This window comes from Streptomyces sp. NBC_01166, assembly GCF_045039765.1.
Taxonomy (GTDB): Bacteria; Actinomycetota; Actinomycetes; order Streptomycetales; family Streptomycetaceae; genus Streptomyces.
On record NZ_CP108613.1, the window covers coordinates 8,681,072 to 8,707,397 of the forward strand.

23 protein-coding genes and 6 pseudogenes are annotated in these 26,326 nt (G+C 67.7%); 12 read left to right on the forward strand and 17 right to left on the reverse strand.

Annotation, left to right across the window (positions count from 1 at the left end; genetic code table 11):
* The first annotated feature begins 645 nt into the window (after nt 1–645).
* The gene (locus OG379_RS39110; protein WP_405668820.1) at nt 646–1,113 is read left to right on the forward strand and encodes a hypothetical protein; all 468 of its coding nucleotides are present in this window, start codon (nt 646–648) and stop codon (nt 1,111–1,113) included.
* A gap of 185 nt (nt 1,114–1,298) precedes the next feature.
* Here OG379_RS39110 and OG379_RS39115 read toward each other — a convergent pair whose 3' ends face one another.
* Nucleotides 1,299–2,207: a helix-turn-helix domain-containing protein gene (locus OG379_RS39115; protein ID WP_405668207.1), complete on the reverse strand. Its 909-nt coding sequence runs from the start codon at nt 2,205–2,207 to the stop codon at nt 1,299–1,301.
* Nucleotides 2,208–2,375: 168 nt separating this feature from the next.
* Here OG379_RS39115 and OG379_RS39120 point away from each other — a divergent pair, with 168 nt between their 5' ends.
* The 3 genes from OG379_RS39120 (at nt 2,376) to OG379_RS39130 (ending at nt 6,029) form a co-directional block, all read left to right on the forward strand.
* Nucleotides 2,376–3,494: an alpha/beta hydrolase gene (locus OG379_RS39120; RefSeq protein ID WP_405668209.1), complete on the forward strand. Its 1,119-nt coding sequence runs from the start codon at nt 2,376–2,378 to the stop codon at nt 3,492–3,494.
* Nucleotides 3,495–3,602: 108 nt separating this feature from the next.
* Entirely contained in the window at nt 3,603–4,868 is a 1,266-nt protein-coding gene (locus OG379_RS39125) for an MFS transporter (RefSeq protein WP_405668211.1), read from the forward strand.
* A 138-nt stretch (nt 4,869–5,006) separates the two neighbouring features.
* Nucleotides 5,007–6,029, forward strand: a complete 1,023-nt coding sequence (locus OG379_RS39130; protein WP_405668213.1) for a zinc-dependent alcohol dehydrogenase family protein — start codon at nt 5,007–5,009, stop codon at nt 6,027–6,029.
* Between the two features lie 409 nt (nt 6,030–6,438).
* Here the strand turns inward: OG379_RS39130 and OG379_RS39135 are convergent, their stop codons facing one another.
* From OG379_RS39135 to OG379_RS39150, 4 genes are all read right to left on the reverse strand, one after another.
* A complete protein-coding gene (locus OG379_RS39135; RefSeq protein ID WP_405668215.1) occupies nt 6,439–7,308 on the reverse strand; it encodes a fumarylacetoacetate hydrolase family protein in 870 nt (289 codons plus the stop codon).
* A gap of 68 nt (nt 7,309–7,376) precedes the next feature.
* A complete protein-coding gene (locus OG379_RS39140) occupies nt 7,377–8,822 on the reverse strand; it encodes an NAD-dependent malic enzyme (protein ID WP_405668216.1) in 1,446 nt (481 codons plus the stop codon).
* Between the two features lie 87 nt (nt 8,823–8,909).
* Nucleotides 8,910–10,280 (reverse strand): cation:dicarboxylate symporter family transporter, encoded by a 1,371-nt coding sequence (locus OG379_RS39145; protein ID WP_405668218.1) that lies wholly within the window; start codon nt 10,278–10,280, stop codon nt 8,910–8,912.
* A 160-nt stretch (nt 10,281–10,440) separates the two neighbouring features.
* Entirely contained in the window at nt 10,441–11,607 is a 1,167-nt protein-coding gene (locus tag OG379_RS39150; protein ID WP_405668220.1) for a mandelate racemase/muconate lactonizing enzyme family protein, read from the reverse strand.
* Between the two features lie 106 nt (nt 11,608–11,713).
* On the opposite strand from OG379_RS39150, the gene OG379_RS39155 reads away from it, so the two are divergent.
* Together OG379_RS39155 and OG379_RS39160 are read left to right on the forward strand one after the other, a co-directional pair.
* The gene (locus OG379_RS39155; protein ID WP_405668222.1) at nt 11,714–12,397 is read left to right on the forward strand and encodes a GntR family transcriptional regulator; all 684 of its coding nucleotides are present in this window, start codon (nt 11,714–11,716) and stop codon (nt 12,395–12,397) included.
* Nucleotides 12,398–12,404: 7 nt separating this feature from the next.
* Nucleotides 12,405–12,671 (forward strand): annotated as a pseudogene (locus OG379_RS39160) (LysR family transcriptional regulator); the annotation flags it as partial.
* Nucleotides 12,672–12,812: 141 nt separating this feature from the next.
* Here the strand turns inward: OG379_RS39160 and OG379_RS39165 are convergent.
* The 5 genes from OG379_RS39165 to OG379_RS39185 form a co-directional block, all read right to left on the reverse strand.
* Nucleotides 12,813–13,196 (reverse strand): hypothetical protein, encoded by a 384-nt coding sequence (locus OG379_RS39165; RefSeq protein ID WP_405668224.1) that lies wholly within the window; start codon nt 13,194–13,196, stop codon nt 12,813–12,815.
* A 236-nt stretch (nt 13,197–13,432) separates the two neighbouring features.
* A complete protein-coding gene (locus OG379_RS39170) occupies nt 13,433–13,858 on the reverse strand; it encodes an RNase A-like domain-containing protein (protein WP_405668226.1) in 426 nt (141 codons plus the stop codon).
* A 19-nt stretch (nt 13,859–13,877) separates the two neighbouring features.
* Nucleotides 13,878–14,686 (reverse strand): IS5 family transposase gene (locus OG379_RS39175; RefSeq protein ID WP_405668228.1). Its coding sequence is split into 2 segments (ribosomal slippage): nt 13,878–14,338 and nt 14,338–14,686, totalling 810 coding nucleotides; the frame shifts between segments, so codons are not numbered across the junction.
* Between the two features lie 241 nt (nt 14,687–14,927).
* Nucleotides 14,928–15,581, reverse strand: a complete 654-nt coding sequence (locus tag OG379_RS39180) for a hypothetical protein (protein ID WP_405668230.1) — start codon at nt 15,579–15,581, stop codon at nt 14,928–14,930.
* A 40-nt stretch (nt 15,582–15,621) separates the two neighbouring features.
* Nucleotides 15,622–16,695, reverse strand: a complete 1,074-nt coding sequence (locus OG379_RS39185) for a MerR family transcriptional regulator (RefSeq protein WP_405668232.1) — start codon at nt 16,693–16,695, stop codon at nt 15,622–15,624.
* Between the two features lie 193 nt (nt 16,696–16,888).
* Between OG379_RS39185 and OG379_RS39190 the strand changes: the two are divergent.
* Nucleotides 16,889–17,759, forward strand: a pseudogene (locus OG379_RS39190) (transposase family protein).
* Between the two features lie 104 nt (nt 17,760–17,863).
* On the opposite strand, the gene OG379_RS39195 reads toward OG379_RS39190, so the two are convergent.
* Both OG379_RS39195 and OG379_RS39200 read right to left on the reverse strand, forming a co-directional pair.
* Nucleotides 17,864–18,076, reverse strand: coding sequence for a DUF6199 family natural product biosynthesis protein (locus OG379_RS39195; protein WP_405668234.1), 213 nt, complete (start codon nt 18,074–18,076; stop codon nt 17,864–17,866).
* 581 nt (nt 18,077–18,657) lie between these two features.
* A pseudogene (locus OG379_RS39200) lies at nt 18,658–18,866 on the reverse strand (site-specific integrase); the annotation flags it as partial.
* Nucleotides 18,867–18,995: 129 nt separating this feature from the next.
* On the opposite strand from OG379_RS39200, the gene OG379_RS39205 reads away from it, so the two are divergent.
* Nucleotides 18,996–19,724: a DUF2625 domain-containing protein gene (locus tag OG379_RS39205; RefSeq protein WP_405668236.1), complete on the forward strand. Its 729-nt coding sequence runs from the start codon at nt 18,996–18,998 to the stop codon at nt 19,722–19,724.
* Here the strand turns inward: OG379_RS39205 and OG379_RS39210 are convergent.
* Nucleotides 19,674–20,526: pseudogene (locus OG379_RS39210) on the reverse strand (IS5 family transposase). The gene OG379_RS39205 and the pseudogene OG379_RS39210 sit on opposite strands and share 51 nt — an antisense overlap.
* Before the next feature lie 144 nt (nt 20,527–20,670).
* Here OG379_RS39210 and OG379_RS39215 point away from each other — a divergent pair.
* From OG379_RS39215 to OG379_RS39225, 3 genes and pseudogenes are all read left to right on the forward strand, one after another.
* Nucleotides 20,671–21,144, forward strand: coding sequence for a hypothetical protein (locus tag OG379_RS39215; RefSeq protein ID WP_405668238.1), 474 nt, complete (start codon nt 20,671–20,673; stop codon nt 21,142–21,144).
* Between the two features lie 56 nt (nt 21,145–21,200).
* Nucleotides 21,201–21,578 (forward strand): annotated as a pseudogene (locus tag OG379_RS39220) (IS5 family transposase); the annotation flags it as partial.
* Between the two features lie 218 nt (nt 21,579–21,796).
* Nucleotides 21,797–22,327 (forward strand): annotated as a pseudogene (locus OG379_RS39225) (hypothetical protein).
* Here OG379_RS39225 and OG379_RS39230 read toward each other — a convergent pair.
* The 4 genes from OG379_RS39230 to OG379_RS39245 form a co-directional block, all read right to left on the reverse strand.
* Nucleotides 22,284–22,781, reverse strand: coding sequence for a transposase (locus OG379_RS39230; RefSeq protein ID WP_405668240.1), 498 nt, complete (start codon nt 22,779–22,781; stop codon nt 22,284–22,286). The pseudogene OG379_RS39225 and the gene OG379_RS39230 overlap by 44 nt on opposite strands.
* A gap of 12 nt (nt 22,782–22,793) precedes the next feature.
* On the reverse strand, nt 22,794–23,075 hold the full coding sequence (locus OG379_RS39235; protein ID WP_405668242.1) for a transposase: 282 nt from the start codon (nt 23,073–23,075) through the stop codon (nt 22,794–22,796).
* Between the two features lie 350 nt (nt 23,076–23,425).
* The gene (locus OG379_RS39240) at nt 23,426–24,280 is read right to left on the reverse strand and encodes an alpha/beta hydrolase (protein WP_405668244.1); all 855 of its coding nucleotides are present in this window, start codon (nt 24,278–24,280) and stop codon (nt 23,426–23,428) included.
* Nucleotides 24,277–25,503 (reverse strand): amidohydrolase family protein, encoded by a 1,227-nt coding sequence (locus OG379_RS39245; RefSeq protein ID WP_405668246.1) that lies wholly within the window; start codon nt 25,501–25,503, stop codon nt 24,277–24,279. The genes OG379_RS39240 and OG379_RS39245 overlap by 4 nt, the downstream gene beginning before the upstream one ends.
* 85 nt (nt 25,504–25,588) lie before the next feature.
* Here OG379_RS39245 and OG379_RS39250 point away from each other — a divergent pair, with 85 nt between their 5' ends.
* Nucleotides 25,589–26,191: a TetR/AcrR family transcriptional regulator gene (locus tag OG379_RS39250; RefSeq protein ID WP_405668248.1), complete on the forward strand. Its 603-nt coding sequence runs from the start codon at nt 25,589–25,591 to the stop codon at nt 26,189–26,191.
* The last annotated feature ends 135 nt before the right edge of the window (nt 26,192–26,326 follow it).

Genomic DNA, 26,326 nt, shown 5'->3' on the forward strand with positions numbered 1-26,326 from the left:
AACGGTCGGTAGCGCGGTAGTTGGCGCCGGACGCGGCGCTCCATGCGGCTCCGGTCTGGTCGACACCCCTGGCCGCGACGCTGATGCCGTAGCCGTCCGTGGTGTCCGCGGCGGTGCCGACGAAATAGCCGATCGCGCCGAGGGCGGCGGCCCGGTGCCGATGAGCAGCGCTGCGTGGAGCCGGAGGCGCCGACGTCGGTACGGGGGCGGGTTCGGGTGGTTCATATGGTCCTTCACGTGATGGGCGCGGGGGCGTAGGGCGCACGGCGCGAGGTCATGCGGCCGTTGGCCGTGTCGCGAGCGGCTTGTCGGCCTGCGCGCCCCGCTGGGCGATGGCGCGCAGGCAGCTGATTCGCGGCCGGCGCGTAACCGGTGTCGGGGTGTGAGGTGGAGCGGGCGAAGGCCATCCCGTGCACCCGCCCGTCGGCGGTCAGCAGCGTCCGCCCGCCGGAGTTGCCTGGGTGGACGGTGGAGCGGAGCTGGTAAATGTTCCGGGTCGGCCAACAGAATCCGACGGTCGAGCAGTGCCACATCGGGCCCCTTTCCCAGTGCCGGCCTGAATGAAAGGGGGCGCCAGCACGTGGATCATGAACGGAAGCCGGTGGAGATCAACCTCTTCGGCACGTGGCGCGTCACCAGGCATTTGTGCCGCTGCTGCGCAAGGCGCAGGGTGCCCGCATCGTCAACGTGTCCAGCGAGGCTGCCTCGCTGGCGCGCATGGGGGCCGGCACTCCTGCCTACGGCACGTCCAAGGCGGCTCTCAACGCGCTGTCCGTGCCGCGAGTCCGGGCTGGACGGCGACCCGCTGTTGGTGGCGAGGGTGGCCGTCCCGTCGCGGAGGGCACGGCCACATCAAGCACGTCGTCAACCTGCCCGCCGAGGCGGGTACCGGCGTCTTCTACCAGGACGAGCAGATCCTGCCCCGGTAAGACCACGATGCGCAGGGGCAGGACCGCGCAACGGTCCTGCCTGCCGCCCTTCAATGACGCGGTGCCAGGCGGTCGGCGATCTGGACAAGCGTGCTGCCGTGCTCGCCGCGCTCTTCGCCAGTGCGCCACTTCTCCTTCTCTCCTGACCGCGAAGGCTTGCCGACGCCTGATGGCCCTGCCTTAACCGAACGAGCTCAACATGCAGCAGTGATCAGGGCATCGAGGGCCGTCGCCCGCCCCCGGCTTCCGGGCGTAGGCGTGCACCACCATCACGTCGTGTCCGTCGGATGACGCCAGCGCATCCGCCGCGGGGATCGCGAAAGGGGTGGTGCGCTGCACGACAGGACGAGGTGTCTTCCGTGATGGGTTTCAGTGCTGTTCCCTGTCGCCGGTGGGCTCTCCTCGCTGGAGCCGAGTTGCCGCCCAGCTGGCGAGAAGCTTGAGCCGGTCCTCGTCGGGGGTGCCCGGCTCGGCCGTGTAGATGGTCAGGGAATGCACCTCACGAGGGGAAAGGGGCAGGACCAGCGGCTGGTAGACGAGTTTCAGGGGGCCGGCGTCAGGGTGCTGGAACTCTTTGACCCCGCCGTGGTGGATGCGTACGTCGTGGGCGGCCCAACGGGTGCGGAACTCGGGGCTCGTCGTGGACAGCTCACCGATCAGTTCACGCAGCGCCTTGTCGTGCGGGTAGCGGCCGGCCTCGGCGCGCAGCAGTGCCACGGTGACGTCGAGAGCACCCTCCCAGTCGGCGACGAAGTCGGGTGCGCCGCGGTCGAGGAACCAGTACCGGGCGAAGTTCGGACGGCCGCGTCTGTCCGTCTCGCTGTCGAACAGCGGCGCGAACAGGGCACGGGCCAGTGCGTTGGTGGCGACGATGTCCAGGCGGCCGTTGGTGACGAACGCCGCGGACAGGGTCATGGAGTCGAGCAGCCACTGGACGCGGGGCGGGATGTCGACGGCCTTGCGGCGGCGCGGCGTCCGGCTGGGCGGCTGTGCGGCCTGGGCCAGGTCGAACAGGTAGATGCGCTCGTCCTCGTCCAGCTGCAGCGCGCGGGCGACCGCGTCGAGGACGTCCTCGGACACACCGGCGATGTGGCCCTTCTCCAGCCGCGTGTACCACTCCGTGCTCACACCGGCCAGGACAGCGACCTCCTCGCGCCGCAGCCCCGGAACCCGGCGCCGCCCGCTTGTGGGCAGCCCGACCTCCTCCGGCGTGATCTTGGCGCGCCGGGTGGCGAGGAAGTCACGGATGTCGGCGCGGTGGTCGGGGAGGCGTTCCATGCCATCCACGCTACGACCCTCACCCCGGGAAAAGGGGGGTCGAGCTTGTGCCCCCCATAAACGCAGCCTGCCGCGCCTGACGCAGCTGCGGTCTCCTGGAATCGCGTCTCGGTCACGACACCACCGACCTTGCGCCTTTCCCCCCGATCGAATATGAGGTCCACTGAAATGGAACGTCGCAAAACGCTCGGACTGATCGCCGCTTCCGGCGCCGCCGCCTTCACGGCTCTGCCCTCCTTCGGTGCGGAGACCGGCCGTGCCGCAGGCGCCACAGGCCAGGGCAGGGCCACGGCCAAGGGCGGTTACACCTTCGCGTTGGACAAGAACGTCAGGCGGACCTCGGTGCGGTTCAGGAACCGCTACGGCATCGAGGTCGCCGCAGACCTCTACGTGCCGAAGAATGTCAGGGGCAAGCTGCCCGCCCTGGTGGTCAGCGGCCCGTACGGCGCGGTCAAGGAACAGTCCTCGGGGCTCTACGCCAACGAGTTCGCCCGCCGCGGCTACGTCGCCCTCGCCTTCGACCCCTCCTTCACCGGGGAGAGTGGCGGCACGGTGCGCGATGTGGGCTCGCCCGACATCTTCACCGAGGACTACAGCGCCGCCGTCGATTTCCTCGGCGTGCAGAAGATCGTCGACCGTGATCGGCTCGGCGCGCAGGCCATCTGCGGCTTGAGCGGTATGGCGCTCACCGCGGCGGCGGCGGACAGCCGTATCAAAGCGGTCGCCACGTCCTCGATGTACGACATGTCGCGCAGCATGTCCCGCGGGTACAGGGACAGCTACACGCGCGAGCAGCGCCAGAAGGTCGTGGACTACCTCAGCCGGCAGCGCTGGATCGACGCCGAGAAGGGCACCTTCGCGCGGGGATCCCACGAGGTGCCCTTCGACGAGAACGGCAACGTCGCCCCTTCGAACCTCATTCTGCCCAAGGCCCTCCCGGCGGACGCCGACCCGATCACGAAGATCTTCTTCGACTACTACCGCACCGAGCGCGGCTACCACCCGCGCTCGATCATCTCCACCACCGCGTGGACCGCGACCACGCCGATGTCGTTCTTCGCCTTCCCGCTGACGACGAACATCGAACTGTTGGCGCCCCGCAAGGCCCTCCTGGTGGCCGGCGCCGACGCGCACTCCCGCTACTACTCCGAGGACGTCCACGCGAAGGCCCCCGACGCCGCCGACCTCGTGATCGTCCCCGGCGCGGACCACGTCGACCTGTACGACCGCAAGGACCTCATCCCCTTCGACCGGCTCGACGAGTTCTTCACCAAGAACCTCGCCTGACCGTGAGTACCTCTGCAGGCGGCTTGCCCGCTTGCCTGCAACTTGGCGTGACCAGCTGCCACAACGCTGGCCTCCACCCCCGATTTCGACCAGCTGCGGAGTAGAAGAATGACTACGCGAGGAGACACCCTCCACGCCCCTGCCGAGATGCGGAGCAGCAGCCACAAGCTGCCGCCCGCCCGGCTTCCGCTCCTCGTCTACGTGCTGGCCCTGGGCACGTTTCTGATGGGCACGACCGAGTTCGTGGTGGCGGGCCTGCTGCCGGAGATCGCCGCTGACGTGCAGGTCGGCGTGGCCCAGGCCGGACTGCTGATCACCGTCTTCGCGGTCGGGATGATCGTCGGCGCGCCGCTGATGGCGATGCTGACGCTGCGGCTGCCCGCGCGGCTGACGCTGGTCATGGCGCTGGGGATCTTCGTGGCCGGGCACGTCGTCGTCGCCCTCGGCTCCAGTTTCGCCCTGATCCTGGGTGCCCGGTTCCTGACCGCTCTGGCGACCGGCGCGTTCTGGGCGGTGGCCAACGTGGTGGCCGCACGCGCCGCCGGCCCGGCCGCGAGCTCTCGCGCGCTGGGTGTCGTGGGTGCCGGTGCGATGCTCGCCAACGTCGTCGGTGTACCGCTGGGTGCGTTCGCCGGGCAGCTGATGGGCTGGCGGGGGCCGTTCTGGGCGCTCGCCGTCCTGGGAGCCGCCGCCATGGTGCTCATCGCCCGGAAGGTTCCGCGCGACACCGGCGGCGACCAGGCGGTCTCGGTCCGTTCCGAGCTGTCCGCTCTGCGCTCGGGCCGCCTGTGGCTCGCTCTTGCGGCCTGCGTGAGCACCGCCGGCGGCGTGCTGTCGACGTACACCTACATCTCGCCGCTGCTGACCGACCGGGCGGGTCTGGCCGCCGGTCTGGTGCCGCTGGTTCTGGTCGGGTTCGGTGTCGGCGCCTTGGCAGGCTTCCTGGTGGGAGGCCGTCTCGGGGACCGCCGGCCGTACCTGACGACGATCGTGGCGCCCGCGGTGACCACGGTCCTGCTGCTGGCGATTTGCCTGTTGTCCGGATACGCCGCGCCCACGATGGTGCTGGTCGCCCTGCTGGGGCTGTTCGGTCTCGGCGCCAACCCGGTGCTCATCTCCCTGGCCGTCCGCTTCGCAGGCAAGGCCCCCACCCTGGGCTCCGCCCTGACCGTCTCGGCGTTCAATCTCGGCACGGCCATCGGCTCCTGGATCGCGGGCTTCGCTCTCGAATCGCCCTTGGGAGCCACAGGTCCGGCCGCCGTCGGCACCGCCATCGCCGCTCTCACGCTGATCCCCACGATCGCCATCGCGCTCACCCAGCGCCGTCGCCACTCGGCCCCGGCGCACACCCAGGGCGCACCTGCAGCGAGCTAGAGGGTGTCTGCCCTAGTCCCTTCCAGCGGACTCGACGGCGCGAGCCCCGCACATCGAGGAAGCCGCCGCACTGCTGTGCCTTCCTGAAACACAAACCGGCGCCTCGGGCGCCCGCACCACAGAGCAAGGAGAACCACCATGCGTGGAGTAGTGATGTACACCGCCGGCGACGTCCGGGTGGAGGAGCGCGAGGATCCGAAGATCATCGAGCCGACCGACGCGATCGTGAAGCTGACCGCGACCTGCATCTGCGGCTCGGACCTGTGGCCGTACCGCGGCATCGAGCCCGCAGACCACCAGGTCATGGGGCATGAGTACGTGGGCGTCGTGGAGGAAGTCGGCTCCGAGGTCAAAAACGTCGAGGTCGGCGATTTCGTCGTCGGGTCGTTCGTCATCTCCGACAACACCTGCGAGATCTGCCAGGCCGGGTTCCAGTCCAAGTGCGTGCACGCCGAGTTCGTCGCCCAGACGATCGGCACCCAGGCCGAGAAGGCCCGCATCCCGCACGCCGACGGCACCCTCGTCGCCACCCCGGGGCAGCCCGACCCGGAGCTGATCCCCGCCCTGCTGGCCGCCTCCGACGTGCTCGGCACCGGCTGGTACGCCGCCGTCGCCGCCGAGGCGGGTCCCGGCAAGACCGTCGCGGTCGTCGGCGACGGCGCCGTCGGGCTCATGGCCGTCCTGGCCGCCAAGCAGCTCGGCGCGGAACGCATCATCGCCATGTCCCGCCACCCCGAGCGGCAGAAGCTGGCCCGCTACTACGGGGCCACGGACATTGTCGAGGAGCGCGGCGATGAGGGTGTCGCGAAGGTCAAGGAGCTGACGAACGGGCTCGGCGCGCACTCGGTCGTCGAGGCGGTCGGCACCCAGGAATCGTTCATGCAGGCTGTCGGTGCTACCCGCGGCGGCGGGCACCTGGGCTACGTCGGCGTGAACTACGACGTGTCCATCCCCGGGATCGAGCTGTTCTTCGCCGGCATCCACACCCTCGGCGGCCCTGCCCCGGTACGCCGGTTCCTGCCCGACCTGATCCAGCTCATCTGGGACCGCAAGATCGACCCCGGCAAGGTCTTCGACCTCACCCTGCCCCTGGATCAGGCAGCAGAGGGCTACAAGGCCATGGACGCACGCCGCGCCACCAAGGTCCTGCTCACCCTCTGACATGCCCCAGGGGCGCTGTCGTCGGGGCAGGAGCGCCCAGCCCTGCCCCGACCGGGCAGTCCTACCGAGCCCTCATAGGAAGCTCGAAGCCTCGGAGGGCCAACACAGCAAGGTCATTTTGAACGGGCTGCTGTACGCCGTCTCCACACGGTGGCCTTGCGCGTCCCCACCTCAACACGCGTCCAGGAACGCTTCGGGGCCGGCGAGCAACCAGACGGGGAATACCTCGTCCGTCTGAACCGCGCAATGTGCATGTGAGGAGGGACGGGGGCTGACGCGGTGCCCGTGAGAGGCCCTCGTGTCTCGCCCTCCAGCCGCTCCACGCGAACCCGGTTTACCCCCGGCGGCCCGCCGCCCGGCGCGAGGAACGTCGGCACGGCCCTGACCGGCGCTGGGCTGCACGGGGCAGTCAAGCAACCTGCTCTCTTCCCGCTCCGGTGACAGTCTGATGCTGGCGGCCCAGCCCGTCCGCGCCGCAGGTGAGAGTGTCGCCAGGCGTGAGGTACTGCGGCGGGCTGAGGTCCTTGCCCGCGCCGAACGGGGCGCCGGTGTTGATGAGGTCTCCGGGCTCCAGGACCATGAATTCGCTCAAGTGACGGATGATGCCCGCAGTGCTCAGGAGCATGTCGGCGGTCGTGCCGTCCTGTCGGCGTAGGCCGTTGTGGTCCAGCCACAGGCGCAGGTTCTTCGGGGCGCCGAGATCGTCCGGGGTGACCAGCCAGGGGCCGCAAGGGGTGAAAGTGGGGGCGGACTTGCCTTTGAGCCACTGGCCTCCGCGCTCCTTCTGGAACGTCCGCTCGCTGATGTCGTTGACGAGGACATATCCGGCGATGACGGTGAGGGCAGCTTCGTCGTCGGCCAGGTAATGGCTGCGGGTGCCGATCACGACGCCCAGTTCGACTTCCCAGTCGGTATGCGTGGAGTCGCGGGGGATGTGGACGGGGTCGTACGGTCCGGACAGCGAATTGGGTGCCTTGGAGAAGACGAGCGGCTCCTGGGCGACAGGGGCGTCACTGCCTGGGCTGCGGTAGTTGGCGCCGACCCCGAGGATCTGGTGGGGGCGGGCGATGGGGGCACCGATCCGTTCGGCGTCGAAGCGGTGGACCGTGCCGACGGCGCGGCGTGCGGCGACGGCTTCGTGCAGCAGGCGGGGGCCGCCGGCTGCGAAGAACGCTTCGTTGTAGTCCTCGACCAGGTCGGAGACGTCGATGTAGGTCTGCTGGTCGACCCTGACGACGGGCCGCTCCCGGCCGGGCGGGCCGATGCGCATGAGCCGCATGGAAGAGCCTTTCGGTGGCTGCTCGCAGGCCGAGCACCGGAGTACTCGGCCTGCGGGCCAGGACGGGGTCAGCGAGCTGAGGTCAGGCGGGGCGGCACGACGGTGGGTGTGGCTCCGGCCGCTTTGGCCGCGTCCCGGACGGCGCCCGCGACCGCGCCCGCGACCTTGTCGTTGAAGACCGAGGGGATGATGTAGTTCGCGTTCACCTCGTCCTCCGCGACCACGTCGGCGAGGGCGCGCGCCGCGGCGAGCATCATCTCCGTGTTGACGGTGCGGGACTGAGCGTCCAGCAGACCGCGGAAGACACCCGGGAAGACCAGCACGTTGTTGATCTGGTTCGGGAAGTCGGAGCGCCCGGTGGCGACAACGGCCGCCGTCTCGCGAGCGATTGCCGGGTCGACCTCGGGGTCCGGGTTCGCGAGCGCGAACACGATCGCGCCCTCCGCCATGGCGGCGACGTCGGCGCCGTCCAGGACGTTGGGGGCGGAGACGCCGATGAAGACGTCGGATCCGGCGACGGCCTGCTTGAGGGTGCCGGTGACGCCCTCGGGGTTGGTGTTGTCGGCGATCCAGCGCAGCGGCGAGTCCGGGGTGGCGTCCACCAGGTCCTCGCGGCCCGCGTGCACCACGCCGTGGATGTCGGCGACGACCGTGTGCTTGACCCCGGCCGCGATGAGCAGCTTCAGGATGGCCGTACCGGCCGCGCCGGCGCCGGACATGACGACGCGTACGTCACCGATCGCCTTGCCCACCACGCGGAGCGCGTTGGTCAGCGCGGCCAGGACGACGATCGCGGTGCCGTGCTGGTCGTCGTGGAAGACGGGGATGTCCAGGGCCTCGCGCAGCCGTGCCTCGATCTCGAAGCAGCGGGGTGCGGAGATGTCCTCCAGATTGATGCCCGCGAAGCCGGGGGCGATCGCCTTGACGATCTCGACGATCGCGTCGGTGTCCTGCGTGTCCAGGCAGATCGGCCAGGCGTCGATGCCGGCGAAGCGCTTGAAGAGGGCCGCCTTGCCCTCCATCACGGGGAGCGACGCCATCGGGCCGATGTTGCCCAGGCCGAGCACCGCCGAGCCGTCCGTGACCACCGCGACGGAGTTGCGCTTGATGGTGAGGCGGCGGGCGTCCTCGGGGTTCTCGGCGATCGCCATGCAGACCCGGGCCACACCGGGGGTGTAGATCATCGAGAGGTCGTCACGGTTGCGGATGGGGTGCTTGGACGCCATCTCGATCTTGCCGCCGAGGTGCATCAGGAACGTACGGTCGGAGACCTTGCCGAGGATGACGCCCTCGATGTCGCGCAGACCTTCGACGATCTCGTCCGCGTGTGAGGTGGAGGAGGCCGCGATCGTGACGTCGATGCCGAGGCGGTCGGCGTCTGAGGAGATGACGTCGAGTGCGGTCACCGAGCCGCCCAGCGCCTCCAAAGTGGCGGTCAGCCGGGAGACGGCGTTGCCTCCCGCGGGGACCTCGAGCCGGATGGTCATCGAATAGGAGACGCTGGGCGTGCTCATGGGATGGTCCTCATCTGTCTTGGTGCGCGGCGGCGTGGGGGTGCCGCCGGTGAGTGCCGTGGGGGAGGTGCCGCTTGGCCGGCGAGATCACTTGGTTGCGTCGGCCTTGGTGGTGTGGACCTTGGACGCGTCGGCGTCGGACTCGGCGGTCTTGATCGACCGCGGCGGCGTGGTGCCGGAGCTCAGGATCGTGCGTGCCTGATCCATGTCGATGTCCTTCTCCCACTTGCCGATCACGATGGTGGCGACGGCGTTGCCGAGGACGTTGATGAAGACGCGGCCCTCGTTGAGGATGCGGTCGATGCCGACGATCAGGGAGAGCGCGGCCAGGGGCACGTGGCCGACCGCGGTGACGGTGCTGGCGAGCACGATGAACGCGCCGCCCGCGATTCCGGCGGTCCCCTTGCTGGTGAGCATCATGACGCCGACCATGATCAGCTGCTGCTGCCAGGAGAGGTCGATGCCCATGGCCTGGGCCAGGAACAGGGAGGCCATCGTGAGGTAGACCGCGGAGCCGTCCAGGTTGAAGGAGAATCCGGAGGGGATGACGATGCCGACCACGGGCCGGCCGATGCCGAGGGTCTCGAGCTTGCGTACCAGTTGCGGCAGTACGGCTTCGCTGGAGCAGGTGCTCAGGGCGACGAGCAGTTCGGCCTTGAGGAAGCGCATGAGGCCGAACAGGCTCAGGCGGCAGGCCCGCATGATGGCGCCGAGGACGACCAGGACGTAGAGGATGCAGGTGGCGGTGAACAGGATGATGAGGTAGCCGAGCTGCTTGAGGCTGTCCGCGCCGTAGGTGGCGACCACGGTCGCCAGTGCGCCGAACGTGCCCAGGGGTGCCAGTCGCATGACCCAGCCGACGATGCGGAAGACGACGTCCGCGAGTGCCTTGATGCCGCGGGTCAGGGGTGCGCCGTCCTCGCCGGCCATGTTCAGGGCCACGCCGAAGATGATCGAGACCATCAGCGCGGACAGGATCGCGTCACCGGTGATCGCCCCGAGCAGTGAGGTGGGGATCAGCGAGGAGACGAAGCCGGTGAGGGTGGCGTGCTCGGTGGCGGTCTCGGGCACGTCGTCCGCGTTCAGCGAGGCGGGGTCGACGCTGAGTCCGGAGCCGGGCTGGAAGACGTTGGCGATCACCAGCCCGATGAGCATGGACACGAAGGAGAGCACCAGGAAGTAGCCGATCGCCTTCACACCGATCCGGCCTGCCTTGCGCAGGTTGTCCATGGAGGCGATGCCGGTGGTGACCACGCAGAAGACGACCGGGATCACGATCATCTTGACCAGGGCGATGAACCAGTCGTTGAGCGGCTTGAGTTCCTCACCGAGCCCTGGTGCGAGGATGCCGACGGCGATGCCGAGGACCGCGGCCAGCACGACCTGGAACCACAGCTCGCGTATCAGGCGGTTCAGCCGTGACCGCTGGGGGCGGTCGGCGGTGGTGGTGCTTGTCATCGTTTGGTGCTCCCTTGCACGACGATCGTGTGTAGCCCTGTCCCGTGGGGGGTGCGGGGGACATGAGGCGGCCTGCGTCCCCGGTCTCGTACGCGGCGGTCGGTAAAGCCGCGCCTGCGCAGGCGGCCCGCGGTTCGAGGCGGGCCGCCCTGCCGTTCCGTCAGCTGTGCAGGTCGCGCAGCACCTTGTAGAAGGCGGCCTTGCCCTCGAAGCCGATGCCGGGGGTGTCGGTCAGCCCGACCCTGCTCTTCTCGACGACGGCATCGTCGGCGAAGCCGCCGGTGGGCTGGAACTCACCCGGGTAGGACTCGTTGCCGCCGAGCTTGAGGGCGGCGGCGATGTGCAGGGAGAACTGGTGGCCGCCGTGCGGGATGCAGCGGCGGGAGGACCAGCCGTGCTGGCGGAGCATGTCCTGGATGCGCAGGTACTCGGTGAGCCCGTAGGAGAGGGCGGGGTCGAACTGGAGGGTGTCGCGGTCGGGGCGCATGCCGCCGTAACGGATCAGGTTGCGGGCGTCCTGCAGGGAGAAGAGGTTCTCTCCGGTGGCGATGGAGCCGGCGTAGTGCTCGGCGACGGTGGCGTTGAGGTGGTAGTCGAGCGGGTCGCCGATCTCCTCGTACCAGAACAGACCGTAGGACTCGATGGCCCGCCCGTACTCGAGCGCGGTGTTGAGGTCGAAGCGGCCGTTGACGTCGACGGCCAGCCGGGAGCCGTCACCGTCCAGGACGTCGATGACGGCTTCGATGCGGCGCAGGTCCTCGGCCAGGCCGGCGCCGCCGATCTTCATCTTCACGACGTCGTAGCCCAGGTCGAGGAAGCCGCGCATCTCGTCCTGCAGGTCGGTGAGGGTCTTGCCGGGGGCGTAGTAGCCACCGGCGGCGTAGACGAACACCGAGTCGTCGGGCTGCCCGTCTCCGTGGCGCTCCGACAGGTACTGGTACAGCGGCTTGCCCTCGATCTTGGACGCCAGGTCGAACAGGGCCATGTCCACCACGCCGACCGCGACCGAGCGCTCGCCGTGCCCGCCGGGCTTCTCGTTGCGCATCATCACGTCCCACGCCTTGGCCGGGTCCAGGCCGCCCTGCTCGTCGAGGAGGCTGCCGGCCTCGGCGTTCAGCAGGCGGGGCAGGATACGGCGGCGCAGGATCTCGCCGGCGCTGTAGCGGCCGTTGGAGTTGAAGCCGTAACCGACGAGCGGCTTGCCGTCACGGATGACGTCGCTCTCGATCGCCACGATCGAGCAGTCCATGGAGCTGAAGTCGATCCAGGCGTTGCGGATCGAGGAGCTGATCGGGACTACGCCCTCGTAGACGTTGGTGATCTTCACTGTCGACCTTTCTAATATCTTATAAGTTACGTCGGTGTTAGGCTGAGGTGTCCCAACCGGGACTGTCAAGGGGGTGTGAGCACCCGGAAAGGATTCGTACGGGACGATGGCCGACACGAACCTGTTCCTCAGCAAGAGCGACCTCGCCTACGCGGAGCTGCGCGGCCGGATCCTCTTCGGCACGCTGCCCGCGGGGTCACGGCTCGCGCAGTACGACCTCGCCGAGTCCCTGAACATGAGCATCACGCCCTTGCGCGAGGCCATCCGCCGCCTCAGCAGCGAGGGGCTCGTCACCGTCGAGACCCACCGCGACGTCCGGGTCTCCACCATGACCTCGGACGAAGCCCGCCAGTTGTTCGAGGTCCGCCTGTCCCTGGATCCGACCGCCGCCGAACTCGCGGCCCTACGGCGCACGGACGAGGACATCGCGACCATGCGGGCCGCCGTCGACCAACTGCTCCCCGTCACGCGTCAGTGGGGGGAAGAGGCACTCACGGCCCACCGTGCCTTCCATCAGGCGCTGTACCGGGCCTCGCACAACGACGTGCTCATCGGTCTCCTGGACGATCTCTGGGACAAGTCCGACCGCTACCGGCGCCTCGGCCTCGAACTTCCGCCCGGCGACGAACCCCGCACCCGGGACCTCCAAGAGCATCACCAACTCGTGGAACTCATCGAGGACGGACGGGCTGCCGAGGCCGCCCATCTGATGCGTGACCACATCGCCCACAGCCTCACCGCGACCGCCATCAGCGCCCTCGAAGACCGTGAAGGCGCCCATACGGCGTGATGCGCTGATGGACATCCGGACGCTGGAGTACGATCTGACGATCGTCGACTGCGGCGGCTTCAACCGGGCCGCCGCGCTGTACGTCTGCCAGCCTTCCCTGTCCCAGGCGGTCCGCGCGCTGGAGCACGACCTGGGATCCGAGCTCTTCCACCGGACCGGCCGGCGCGCCGTGCTCACCGCCATGCCGTCCCAGGCGGTCGAACCGCTCACGACCCTGATCCGTGGCTTCAGCCGGCGCCACCCCGGTGTGGTGGTCGCCGTGAAGGCGGTCTGGTGAGGCGGGCGCGGGTGTTTCGGGCGAGCCAGCGGTGGATCTTCTGTTCATTGCCGGTAACCACCTGCTGGGTGGCCCACTGAGCGGTTTCCCGGTCGGGGTAGGTGGCCGAGCGTGTCCGTACGGTCATGTCTGTCCACTTCAGCTTGCGTCGAACGACCAGATGAGGCCGACTTCTTCGTCAGACACCGCGAGGAGCCCGAAGTCCCAGACGTACTGGGACATCGGCCAGCAGCCGGAAACCCGCTCATAGAAGTCCGGATTGTCACCGCCATGGCGGGTGTTGGTGAAGAATTCCGATCCTTCGGGAAAACGCGAAAGGATCGTCTTGGCGTGGCATTCCATCCCGGCCCTGCGCTCGGCGAAACCATGTTGCCTGGTCACGCTCATCTCGTTGGTGGCCAGCATGACGAGGAGGCGTACCACCGAGCTGCGGGGAATCTCGAAGAGCCTGCTTCGCCACTCCGCAGCGCCGTCCTCGTCCACCGGCGGAACGCGGAACGGGAAGGCGGGGTCCTCCAGCAACTCCGGTTCCCCCACTTCCGGGTCGGCGCCTCGCCACCCCCGAGGGTCCGCCACCTCCCTGCGCATGATTGGGGCTACATCGGGGAGCCAGTGCGCTCCAGTCCGCGGACCCACAGCGATGAATGAGTACCGATGGCGGTACATCTCGACCGCCGCCGACCACGGGTCGGCGTCCAGAGACGCTGACGGTCCACACGTCGAGTCATGGTGGGGATCGCTGTGCATCCGGGGGCCTCTCACTTGGGCATCGAGCTGAAGACGATGTAGGGCGGGTTCATATCCGGTTTATGCAGGAGACGTATCGCGAGTCCCTTGGTGTCGCTGACCTCCGAGGGCTTGCCGTCGTCGCCCACAGCCGAGCCTCTCCCGGTGACCACATCGCCGACGAGAGGTCCCTGGACGGGGATGGACTTCGTCTCGATCTCCTTCGCAGCGTTCGGTGGGTCCTCGTTCAGCCAATCGTCTATCTCGGCAGTATTGTCACGGAGGCAGTACTGCGTGAACCGCTGAGCGGACTCTATGTCGGCATAGGTAGATGCGCCGGGAATGTTGTACTTACCGCTCTGCTTCTGCTCGTCTCGAAGCCGCTGCTCATCGGCCTTCCCCACGTGCTTGTCGAGAGCATGCGCTCCGCCCACGCCTTCCATCGCCGCAAGGTCCACCGAGTATTTAGAAGTCATCTCATTTGGCGAGTCGGCGGTAGCAGATGAGGGTGCAGGCGATGCTGGTGAAGGCGAGGAAGTGGTCGGCCTTGCGTTGGTAGCGTCGGTGGAGGCGGCGGCAGCCGGCGAGCCAGGCCATGGTGCGTTCCACGGTCCAGCGGTGGCGGCCCAGCCGTTGCGAGGACTCGACTCCCTTGCGAGCGATGCGGTGGGTGATGCCGCGTTCGCGTAACCATTGCCGCAGGTGGACGTAGTCGTAGCCCTTGTCGGCGTGGAGTTTGGCGGGCTTGCGCCGTCGTCGGCCGCTGCGCGAGCGGATTGGCGGGATGCCCTTCACGAGGGGGATCAGGGCCTGGCTGTCGTGCAGGTTGGCGCCGGAGATGCCGACGGATATGGGCAGACCTGACCTTTCTGTGATCAGGTGGATCTTCGAGCCGTACTTGCCCCGGTCGACAGGATTCGGACCTGTCAGGTCCCCCTTTTCAGGGCTCGCATGTTCACGGAGTCGATCGCGCACCGTGACCAGTCCAGCTCGCCGCGGGCACCGAGTTCGTCGAGGACCAGGCGGTGGAGCTTGGCCCACACCCTGGCCTTCGGCCACTCCGAGAACCGCCGGTGGGCGGTCGCGCCGGACGGGCCGAACGACGCCGAAGGAAGCTGCTGCCAGGTACAACCCGACGTGGCCACAAAAACGATCGCGGCCAGCACTTCCCGGTCGCCGTGCCGACGCCGACCACCACCCTGCGGCCGCGACGGCGCCTCCGGCACCACCCGCTGAAACAACTCCCACAACTCGTCCGGCACCAACCGCTCAACGATCCCCACCATGACCCACAGAATACCGAGACACCCAAATGAGATGATTTCTAAGCGTGAGCGATTTCGACTGTCCCCCGCTCTTCCTGCCACCTCGTTGGACGTTCGGGGAGGTAGGAGGAGCGGGTAGTGACTGGCACGTATGACGGCCCACCGACCGCGAGGTCGGAGGGCCGACGTGATCGTTGAAGGTCCGTCGGCACCGAGGAAGGCGGCCGGTTGCCTACGCGCGTGCCACCGAGGATCGGGGTGCTCACACAGCGAACCGCACCTTGATTGCGTGGCTGAGGGCAGTCTGCTCATCCTCGGGAAGGCGACGCTCGGCATGGAGCATGCGCAGGGCGGCGGTGATGCTCTCCTCGTCCTCAGGTGTGCCGAGGCTGCCCACGTACGGGGGCAGCAGCAGGCTCAGGGCTTCGAGGTCCGTGCGTGCGCAGAGCTTGGTGAGGAGTTCGCCGACTGGGTCTTCGTGCTGCTGTGGTGCGGCCGGGGCGGTGGCACGCAGTCCTGCAGCGATGCGGTAGCGGAGCCATTGCTGGTGGGGGCCTGCTGGGACGTCGTCGATGTGCTTCGCTGCGTACTCGAAGTGTTCGCGGGCTTGGTCGATCTGGCCCAGGTCGCGGTGGGCTCGGGCCATGTTGCCGTGAAGTGAGGCGTAGAAGCCGCGGACACGGTCGTCGCCGACCTTGTCGGCCCGGGTCAGACACTCCTGGTTCCAGCGCAGGGTCTCTTGCGGGGTCGGCTGGTGCCGGGCGAGGTAGTGCGCGGCGATGCAGGCGTCGTAGTCGTCCTCGGCCGCTTCCCACGCTTGAAGGAACAGGTCCCGTGCTCGGTCATCTCGGCCTTCGGTCTCGGCCTGCATACCCTGCACGCATAGTTGCACGACGATGTTCTCGGGGCCGGTCACGGTTCTCCTGAGGTTATGAGGGTGCGGTGTTGAGGAAGGATCAGCTGGAGGTGCTGAGTGCGACGGGCATGACCAGCGTGGTGAAGCTGCCCTGGTCCGCGGAACGCACTACCACAGGACGGTCTACTGCGGAGATCTCCAGCAGGACGTCGGGCCCGACGCTGGCTTCCAGCGCGGGAGCCAGGACGGCAGGGTCGAAACCGATCCGCTGGGGCAGGTCTCCATGGCAGATCGCAGGCAGGGTGATGGCGTTGGAGTGATCGGCGAGAGAGACGACCAGATCGTCGCCGGCGAAGCTCAGAGCGATGTGTGTAGCGTCTCCGCGGCTGTCGACCGCGTCACGAAGGGCCAGGCGATCCACGATCACGCGGTATTCGGACGGGGCCAGAGTCGAGAGCATCTCGCGGTAGGCAGGGAACAGGTCATCGGTCGTCACCAGGACACGGCACTCTGACGTACTGCGTGCTCGGGCCCCGTCCGGTCCGACCTGGATGGTGACCTGGTGGACTCGCGCCGCCCATTGCCCAAACTCGATCAGGTCAGCCGCGTGCACCAGCAGACGGCGGGGCCCTCCGTCGAGTGCCGCTAGCCTCAGGACGCGCATCGACAGGCGATAGCGATCCGTGGCCACCAGACGAACCTCGCCGTCTTCGAATTCGATGAGAACGCAACCCAGCGCACGGTGTTCCCCGTCGGAAGCCGCGGCCGGCACCACCTGGCGTACTGCACTGGCCAATTCCACGCCGCCGATCCGCGCTTCCGTCGTACTGTCGGCAGTCGAGAGGGAACGCAGAGCCACCGCGATGGCGGCCTTCGCGGTCTGAGTCTGGTCCCGCATCCTTTCCAAGTGCCGCTCCAACGCCTCTCGGCCCTCACGTTCGGGCCCATCGAGTACCACGGTGACCTCGGCCAGCGGCAGTCCCGCTTCTCGCAGACTGCGCAGGAGAGCGGCACGGGCCTCCTGAGCAGGGCTGTAAAAGCGGTATCCGGTCGCCCCGTCAACCCACGCCGGCCGCAGAACGCGGCAGTCGTCGTAGAAACGCAGGGCGCTCGAAGCGAGACCCACTCGCCGCGCGAAAACGCTGATGCTCAGTAGTTCCGTGGTGCCGTCCATGCACCCGATTGTTGACCTTCATCCAACTTGAAGGTCAACTCGCCCCTCGGCGCGTTCCACGCCACCACCAGGCACGGGAGCTTCCTCAGGGTCAACCCCCGAAGGACTTCCAAACTCGACCACTAACGAGCTGGTGCGTGATTGCGGGTGAGGTGTTCTTGCTGGTGGGTGGCATGATCCGGTTGTGGCGATCATGGTCAGTCGGACGGTTCTCGCGCATCAGGTGTTCACGGGGGTCTCCCGGGGTCATCTCGCCTGCTTGGTTGAGGAGTTGGCCGACCCTTGGCAGGCCGTGGTCGAGGGCCGGCGTTACGAAGCTCGCGGCGGGGCCAGGAAGCGTGGGGCAGGAGCGGGTGTCCGGCATCGGCTGGTGTTCGTCGACCGGGTCGTGGCCACACTGATTCATCTGCGGCACGATTTGCCGCATGCAGCGTTGGGGCTGCTGTTCGGCGTCGACCGCTCCACGATCACCCGTGCGATCGGTGAGATACGAGGGCTGCTGGCCGAGCGGGGGTGCGCGGTCCCAGACCGGCCCGGCCTGCGGCTGCGGACCCTGGCGGATGTGTTCGCGTACGCCCAGGCTGAAGGCATCGAGCTGCGGCTGGACGCCACCGAAGTCCAGGTCCGCCGGCCCCCGGCCAGCCGCGGCGGACGCCGTTCCTTCGTCTCGGGGAAGAAGAAGCAGAACACGATGAAGGCCACCGTCATCGCCGACCATCAGGGCCGCACACTCTGGACCGACACCCTGCGACCAGGACGGATGCATGACGCGACCGCCGCACGCAATGAAGGCATCGGCACCTGTTTCCAGCACTTTCCCGACGTGGAAGTCCTCCTGGACGACGGCTACCTCGGACTCCGTCGCGACCACCCCGGCCAAGCGGTCACCCCCGCCCAGGAAGGGAAACAAGATCAGCCCACCCGAGGTCCTCGAAGCCCGCCTACGAGCCCGACACCGGCACTCCTCAAAGCGCATCACCGTCGGACACGCCCTCGCCGACCACAAGCGCTGGAAGCAACTGGCCCGCTGGACCCACCGCCGGGAGAACCTGCCCGCCACCTAACGGGCTATCGCCGGCCTCGTCTCCGACCGCAACACCACCGACTGACACAAAGCCCCAGGTCAGGTCAGGCACCCACGTCTCCAGCGCAATCACGCACCAGCTCGTTAGAGGGCGTTCACCAGCATGACCACCGCTATCACCAGGAAGACTGCGCCCACGGCCCGGGTCATCGCGTAGCCGGCCGAGGTGGGCTCCGTGGCGTCATAGTTTTTGACGAATGGCGCCTGCAGGGGGCGGTTCATCTTCCAGAGCAGCTGCGGCCTGATGACCTGCACCAGCCCCATCACCACAAACAGACACAAGATCACGATGGTCATCGGCAGTGCGCCCCTCTCCTGCAAGACCCCCACCACCTCGGGAGGATGAACGAACTTGTGCCCGCGAATCGCTCGCGCAGGCCTGAAATGAGGTGCGCAGGACGTGGGCTGGGCGAGGGAGGTCGGGCTGTTTGGCGTGTTGAGCATGCAGCTGGGCAACACGACGTCCTGCGTCGCGGCCGGTCACGCGGAGACGTACAGCAGAAGGTATGAGCGACGCGCAGACGACGTGGCACCCGGGCGAGATCGTTCCCGAGAGCGGGATCTACGAGTGTGACTGCGGTGCAGCCCACCACTGGAGCACGGACGTGAAGGGCCACCGCTTCCCACTCTTCCCCGCAGGTTGTCCTGGCGGGGCCTGGGACCTGAAAACAGACGCGCCCCGGACAGCTGACCCGGTCCCGACCGACCCAGGAAGGAACGTCCCTGTGGTGATGCGTCCTCCCGTGGAGCCGATGCTCGCTCAGGCCCGCGAGACCATCCCGCTTCCCGGAGCGATGCCGGGCGGAATGACCGCCGACCCGGAATTATGGACAGGGTTTTGTGGTGTCCGGTGTCCGGCTGGTCTAGCTGAGTAGACCCATTACGCCGTAGCGATCGGCGACCCATTCCGTGCGAGGCACCGAGGTCATGCGGCGTGACGCCGATGAGCCCGGCAGCCCGCCACGGCACGGTCGAAGTACGCCTTGCGCCACTGGTTGTAGCGCAAAGGATTGCCGCCGGGTGTGACGAAGAGGAGCGCGTCCTCCCCACCCGCCAGCGTCTCCAGGTGCCGGCCGATCCGCGACGCCCGCGCTCGTCGGCGGACAGCCAGCCTCCACGACATGGCTGTCGTGCACCGAGGTCGTTAGAGGTCATCTCGATTGGCGGGTGGTTCGTCGAAGTGCCCTGCTGGGGGGAAGGGTGCGACGATGCGGGCATGCGTGAACTGAGCCAGCTGATCGACGTTGAGGAGCCGGCCTGGCCGGAACTCAGGCAGACACTCGATGCCGCGCCTGTGTCCGTCGAGGTGCTTCCGGCCGACAGCGGCCTGGGCAGGGGATCACTTCTCCAGTTGCAGGTCACGGCCATGTCGTACCTGGGCGCGGTGGTCCTGCACTGCGGCGGTCTCTTGGTGGACGACGGATGGTTGCGGGTCTTTGGCAGCCCCGTGGACGGGGCCCCGCACGGGGTGCCGGGCCTGGCCCGGATCAATCAGTTCCTGGGAGCGTTCGACTCGGAATGGCGAGCGGATACGGGCCTGGTGGTGGCACACGACGTGCTGGGCGGCGTTTTCGCTCTCAACGGCGGAAGTCCCGCCAGCACCGGCCGCCCCGGGACCCCGGGAGAGATGGTCTACTTCGCCCCGGATTCGCTTCGCTGGGAGGCTCTGGGCGTCGGCCACTCGGCGTGGATGACCTGGCTGGTGTCCGGGGCTCTTGACGAGTTCTACGCAGATCTTCGCTGGGCTGGCTGGCAGGACGACGTCAGGGCGCTGAAGAGCGATCAGGGTTTGTCGCTGTTTCCGCCGTTGTGGTCTGCGGAGGCACGACAGGATCTTTCCGCGACCAGTCGCCGCGCGGTACCGATGACGGAGCTGCTCGGTGTCGCCCGGGACTCATGCCGACAGTTCGATGGGGTTGATCCGGGCTTTCTCGGTGCCGTGTGAACTGTTCGGGCGGTCCAGCCGGCGGTAGCAGATCAGGGCGGCGGCGATCCCGGCGAAGGCCAGGAAGTGTTCCGCCTTGCGCTCGTAGCGACGGTGCAGGCGGCGGCATCCGTGGAGCCAGGCCGCCGTCCGTTCCACTGTCTAACGGTGTCGGCCCAGCCGTTGGGAGGACTCTGTGCCCCTGCGGGCGATGCGCGGGGTGATGTTCCAGGCGCGGAGCCACCGGCGCAGGTGGTCGTAGTCGTAGCCTATGTCGCCGTGGAGCCTCGAGGGTCGTCGCCTACGGGGTCCGCGCCTGGACCGGATCGGTGGGAAACCCCGCACCAGAGGCTTTAGGCCCTGACTGTCGTGGGTGTTCGCGGCAGAGATGCCGACGGACAGGGGCAGACCGGTCCGCTCGGTGATCAAATGGATCTTTGATCCTTTCTTGCCGCGATCTACGGGATTCGGGCCCGTGAGGTCCCGCTTTCGCTGCCCGCATGTTGACCGAGTCGATCGCGCACCGCGACCAGTCCAGGGCGCCGCGGGCACCGAGTTCGTCCAAGACCAGGCGGTGGAGCTTGCCCCACACCCTGGCCCGGCTCCACTCGGTGAACCGCCGGTGCGCGGTCGGCCCGGAAGGGCCGAAACCCGGCGGCAGCTGCCGATACGTACAGCCCGTCGTGGCCACGAACACGATGGGCCCCAGTACCTGCCGATCCCCATACCTGCGCCGGCCGCCACCTTAGGGTCTCACCCGAGCGGCCGGAACCATCCGCTGGAGCAGCTCCCACAACCCGTCCGGCACCAGACGCTCCACCATCGCCAACACGGCCGCCACTCTAGTGATCAAGCCAGTTGAGATGCCCTCTTAGCTAGGACTTGTCCGGGCGATCTCTGAGGCAACGGCGCCCAACACCCGTGAATCTCGGTATCGAAGTCTCGTCGAGTGAGGTAGAAGGGCGGCATGGACACCGCCGTACTTGAGCAGATGCTGGACGAGACCTTCGATCACGCTGTCGTGCACCACGGATACACCAACTACATGCGCGACTACGAGGTCATCGTCTACGCGACGGCTGATCCCAGTACCGGCATCGCGCCGTCCCACCTGCGGTATCTCTTCCGGTACTGCGTTGAGGCCCGGTGTGAGACCTCAGTGCCGGCGGAGACCTGGCGGGTCTCGTTGGACGACCGGCTCATCGACCACGAGTCCGGTGTCGACCTCGATGGATACGTCTGGGGCGTGAAGTGGCACGCCCTGTACCCGGGAGTCAAACTCCTTCCTGAGTCCGAGGCGACCCACCGCTGGTCGAAGGCTCTCGGAATCGATTTTCACGAGGTGCGCATTGAAACCAACGCGCACAAGGTGACCTTGCTCTTCTCGGACCTTCGGGTGAGCGAGGTCCCGGTTGGATACGCACCATTCGTCACGGAGTAGGGATCAGGATTCGTGTGATCTTGTGACTGCCGTCTGTCCGGGTCGTTCTTCCGGTCATGGGGCGGGGTAATCTGAGTGATGCTGAGTGGGAACGGCTGCGGCCGTTCCTGCCGGTTAGCAACAGGCGTTGTGGCCGGTGGCGGGACCACCGGCAGGTGATCGACGGGATTCTGCACCGCGTGCGGACCGGCGTGCAGTGGCGTGACCTGCCCGAACGGTTCGGGCCTTGGAAGACTGTTTATGAACGGCACCGGCTGTGGTCGGCCGACGGGACGTGGGAGCGTCTGCTCCAGCAGGTCCAGGCCGCGGCCGACGCCGCAGGCGAGATCGACTGGGACGTTTCCGTCGACTCCACCATCGTGCGGGCGCATCAGCATGCCGCGGGCGCCCGTACCAACCCACCGCCTGCCCTCCCGCGAGGCATGGACCCAGCCCACCCCACGGGCCGAGGAACCGCGCTCGTACCAGTAGTGAGCCACGGCCCCCGGACGGCAGCCAGGACGTTCCCCCGCACAGTCTCGGACCCGCTTGTCCACGTAAGAGGCTGTTGTCTTTCCGAGTGTGACGGCCGTGTTTTCGCTGGTCAGGGGTAGGGGTGGCGTCGGTGTGGGAGTGATGGATCGTCGTTTGGTCGCTCTGGTGGAGGTCGCGAATGCCGTCGGTTGTCGGACTGCTGGAACAGCACGCGCTTGCTGCCCGTCGTCGTGTGGACGGGCTGCGCGAGGAAGCCGACCGCATCCAGGCGAGCAGGAGTGGCTGGAGTGGGCGATTGCCTGCGAGCGTGTGGGTGCGGTGCTGTCCGCGCCGGGCGGGAGTCCAGCCGACGCGGTGGTCATCGATGTGCCGGGAGGCGTCGGGACGGAGGCCGGGGTGCAGGCGTCACCATCCGTGGCGGCGAAGGCGAAGTCACAGGTTCCGGTGTGGCGCGAAGGGCTGGCCCGGACGGCACTGTCGGCGGACTATCAGCGCATCCTGGCCGCGCTCGAGGATCGAATCCGTCTCGGTCAAGGACCTCTGACGTGCCAGGAGATGGCCCTTTCCTTCGGCATGGACGTGGTGCCGGCCAAGGTGGAGGGGCTGCGGTCGAAGGCGAAACGCCTGGTCGCGGGGCTGGCGGGCCGAGCCGGCGACGGGGCGGTTCACGCTCGCGTGGGGCGTGAGCGAGCCAGACGGCGGGTCATGACCATGGTCATCGACCAGTAGACCATCGCCTCGGCGCTGCTAGTGCGGCACTCGAAGTCCCGGACCAGGCGGCGGCTTCGCATCAGGTGCGCGAAGAGACGCTCGACGATCCACCTCTTGGGCAGCACCACGAATCCGCGCATGTCGTCGCTGCGCTTGACGATCGCCAGGACCAGTGCGAGCGCGGCCACGCAGTGCTCGACGAGGCTGCCGGTGTAGCCGCCGTCGGCCCAGACGAGTTCCAGCCGGTGATGGGCGTCGGTCACCCGCTCGAGCAGCACCTTCGCGGCGGCCCGGTCCCCGATGTCCGCGCTCGTGACCATCACGCCCAGCAGCAGGCCGAGGGTGTCGACCACGACGTGCCGCTTGCGGCCGTTGATCAGCTTCCCACCGTCGAAGCCGCGGCTGTCCGCGCCGACGACCGCGTCCGCCTTGACGGACTGCGAGTCGCTCACACCGGTCGTCGGCTACGCGTCCCGCCCCGCCTTCTCGCGGACCCGGCCGCGCAGCCGGTCGTGGAACTCCCTGACCAGTACGTGGTCACGCCAGCGGCGGAAGAACGCGTAGACCCGGTCCCACAGCGGGAAGTCGGCCGGCATCGCCCGCCACTTGATCCCGTTGTCCACCAGGTAGCGCACAGCGTCCAGCATGGCCCGGTGGCAGTACGCCTCCGGCTGCCCGCCCCGGCCCCGTAGCCAGCCCGGCACCGGCAGCAGCGGCCGGACCACAGCCCACTCCGCGTCCGTCATGTCCGAGGGATACCGCCGAACACGCTCCGGATGGTCGGCCGCATTCCCGAACCGGTGAGCCACGCAATCACACGACAGAGCAGCTGAGTTGAACTCCACCGGCGCGAGCACGTACAACTGCGGCAACAGGGTCTTCTGGATCTCGGTTGGCTTCGCAACCCCGAGCTACCAAAAGGCCCTGCCTTCATGCCCACGGCCCGCCGCGATCACCCGATCGAGACTCCCGTTCGACACCCACCCCTCAAGATCGGAATGACAACGGCTTCTCACACATGAATGCGACATGGATGGCACCCGCGCTGGGCGGCGGCGCGGGCCGCGCGCGCCGCCGCCCAGCGCGGCGGTCAGGGTTACTGGGCACGGCAGGTCCTGAGGTAGCTGAGGAACGATGCCTGCAGCCCGGTCACGTGCGTTTCGTGCATGAGCGCGCTGGTGACGGATCCGCTGCGTGAGGGGAGGCGGTGAAGGAACGTGGCCGCGTTCTTCGCGAGGTTCTGGTAGACCGCCAGGTCTCCGAGGATCTCCCGCTCGTTGAAGGTCACGTGAAGCTTGGTAGCAGGCAGGGTGTCACCCGTGGCTCGAAGAAGGGCGAAGACCTGGCTGTCCCCGTTGATGATGCCGGGGCTGCCCGCGCCGATGCTCTCGAAGAAGGTGCTCTTGGTGAGCCAGGCATAGAGGCTGAAGAGTCCGCCGTAGGAGTAGCCGAAGAGGCCGTGACCGCTCAGGGCTGTGCCGTAGTCGCGTTCGATCCGCGGGTGCAGGTCGTCGGTCAGAAAGTTCAGGAACATGTCCCCGCGGCTGTCGCTCAGTTCAGCGAGGTAGGCGTCGGCTTGTTCGCGTGTCATCGTGCCTGTTTCGATCCCCATCTCCACCGCATCGACGTACTCCTTCGCGATGGGTTCGCCGGGGGGCACGAGGTCGCGGTTGCGCAGGCTTTCCCAGTGCTCTGCTTCCTCGCCCGCGTATCCCACGCTGACTTGGACGTAGGGCTGAATGGACTGCATGGGGTCCAGTTGCGTGACGATGAGTGGGGCGGTCATGCCCACGGTCCAGTTGCCGTCGAGGACGTACACGACAGGTGCTTGCGCCGCGGCAGGGTCGTAGTTCGGTGGCGTGGTGACCCAGACGCCGTAGTTGTGCCCACCGCTGGAGCGCATCTCGAAGTAGTCGGTGTGGGGGAGGCAGCCCTGCCACATGGTGCTCATCTGAGGTCCTTCACGATTTGGCCGGCCTGGATGACGAGGACGGCGTTGTTGGGGTCGGAGAACAGTTCTGGGTCTTCGAGCGGGTTGCCGTTCCAAAGAGTGAGGTCTGCCTGCGCGCCGGGAGTGATGACCCCCACCCGGCCGGACAGGCCGAGGATCTCGGCGTTGGTCCGGGTCGCCGCCACGATCGCTTCCATCGGCGTTTCGAGGGCTGCACGCAGGCTGAGTTCCTTGCCCCGGCGGCTCTGGGCCGGACCGATGAGGTCGGAACCCAGCCCGATCCGTACTCCTGCGTGCTTGGCGGCAGCGAGCGCCTTGGTCATCTGCTCGCGTACGCCCTCGACTCGGTCGCGGGTCGACTCTGTGAGACCGGCTCCGGCGGTGTCGTGCAGCAGTTGCTCGACGACAGCGAACGTCGGCACGAGGGCAACGTCGCGAGCGGCCATCAGGGCCGCTGTGGATTCGTCGAGGCTGGTGCCGTGCTCGACACAGCGCACCCCGGCCTCGACGGCATTGCGTATACCCTCGTTGTTGTGGGCGTGAACGGTCACATAGGTGTTCCGTGCCGCAGCTTCTTGAACTGCAACAGCGATCTCTTCGGCGGTGAACTGGGTGTCGGTCAGTCGATCATGTGCGCCCACCACTCCGCCGGTGACGCAGAGCTTCAGGAAGGAGGCTCCGCGACGGAAGGCTTCGCGGACGTTGCGTCGCAGCTCGTCCGCGTTGCCCGCCATCATGGAGAGGGCGCACAGGCCCGGGATGTGGTGGCTGCTCCACAGCTCGGTGGGTTCCCATTCGGCTCCGTAGTAGCCGTGTCCGCCGATCTGGCACTGAACAGGTCCGCACGACAGGACGAGCGGCCCTCTGACCTTGCCCTTCGCGATTGCGGTGACGACACCGCCGTCGATCCCGCCGGTGTCACGAACGGTGGTGAAGCCGGCGTCGAGCGTCGCGCCGGCCGTGGCGAAGATGTCCGCCGCGATCTCGGCGGCGCTTACCTGAAACGAGAAGTGCGGCTGGATGGGGCTCGAAAGGCCCAGGTGGACGTGAGCGTCGATCAGGCCGGGCGTCATCGTCAGTCCCTCGGCGTCGAGACGCTCGCCGTGCGGGCTGGAGGCACCGAGCCGGGTGATGCGGCCGTTCTCGATAGTGATGTCGATGTTGCTGGGATCGCGCCCCGATCCGTCGATGACCGCCGCTCCGACTACATGTACAGGTCCCATAGTCGATCCTCCGCCGTGTGAGCCGTCTGCGACCATGTGCGAAGCAACACGGAACCGCCAACCTTTCTTTTCCAATGGATAAACTGTGGGAGTGGTCCTGTCAACCTCAGAACGCAAGGGCAGCGCGCGCGAGCGACTCCTGGCACGGCTTCTCGACGCCTTCGGCGAGGCCCTTCCCCCGCCGGAGATGTCGCTCCGCGAGGTCGCCGCCCGGATCGAGACCAGCCACGCCCTGTTGCGCTACCACTTCGGGTCACTCCCGGGCGTCCTGGCCGCCATGCTCACGGCGCAGCGATCCCGTGACAACGAGGCACTATTGGAGGCCGCCCAGCAGGGCACCTTCGACGATCTCGTCGTGGCGATCTGGCGTAGTTACACCCGGCCGGAGCAGCTGTCGCGCGCCCGCGGCTTCTTCTACGTCGTCGGACTGGCCGCGTACGGCCCCGAGGACTTCCGTGAGTTCGTGGAGTCCATCGGCGACCTGACCCTGATGCTGTCCTCACTCGCGGAACGCGAAGGGCTCGACACGAAGGAAGCGCAGGACGTGGCCACCGTCACCATCGCCGCGATTCGCGGCCTCCTCCTTCAGGAAATCCTGACCCCGGGAACCCGCTCGGAGGACGCGGTCGCCTTGATCCTGCGCATCAGAGAAAGCCGATCCGTTCCACGACTGCGCCCGGAGCGTTGAGCAGGCCTTCGCTCACGCCTGCGCGAGCCACGGCCCGTCGCTGTCGTGTCCGGAGTCGACCTCACCTCCGTGGCCTGCCTATGACGGCAGTGCATGGGCCCTGAAAACGGACGCCCACCCGAATACCTGACCAGC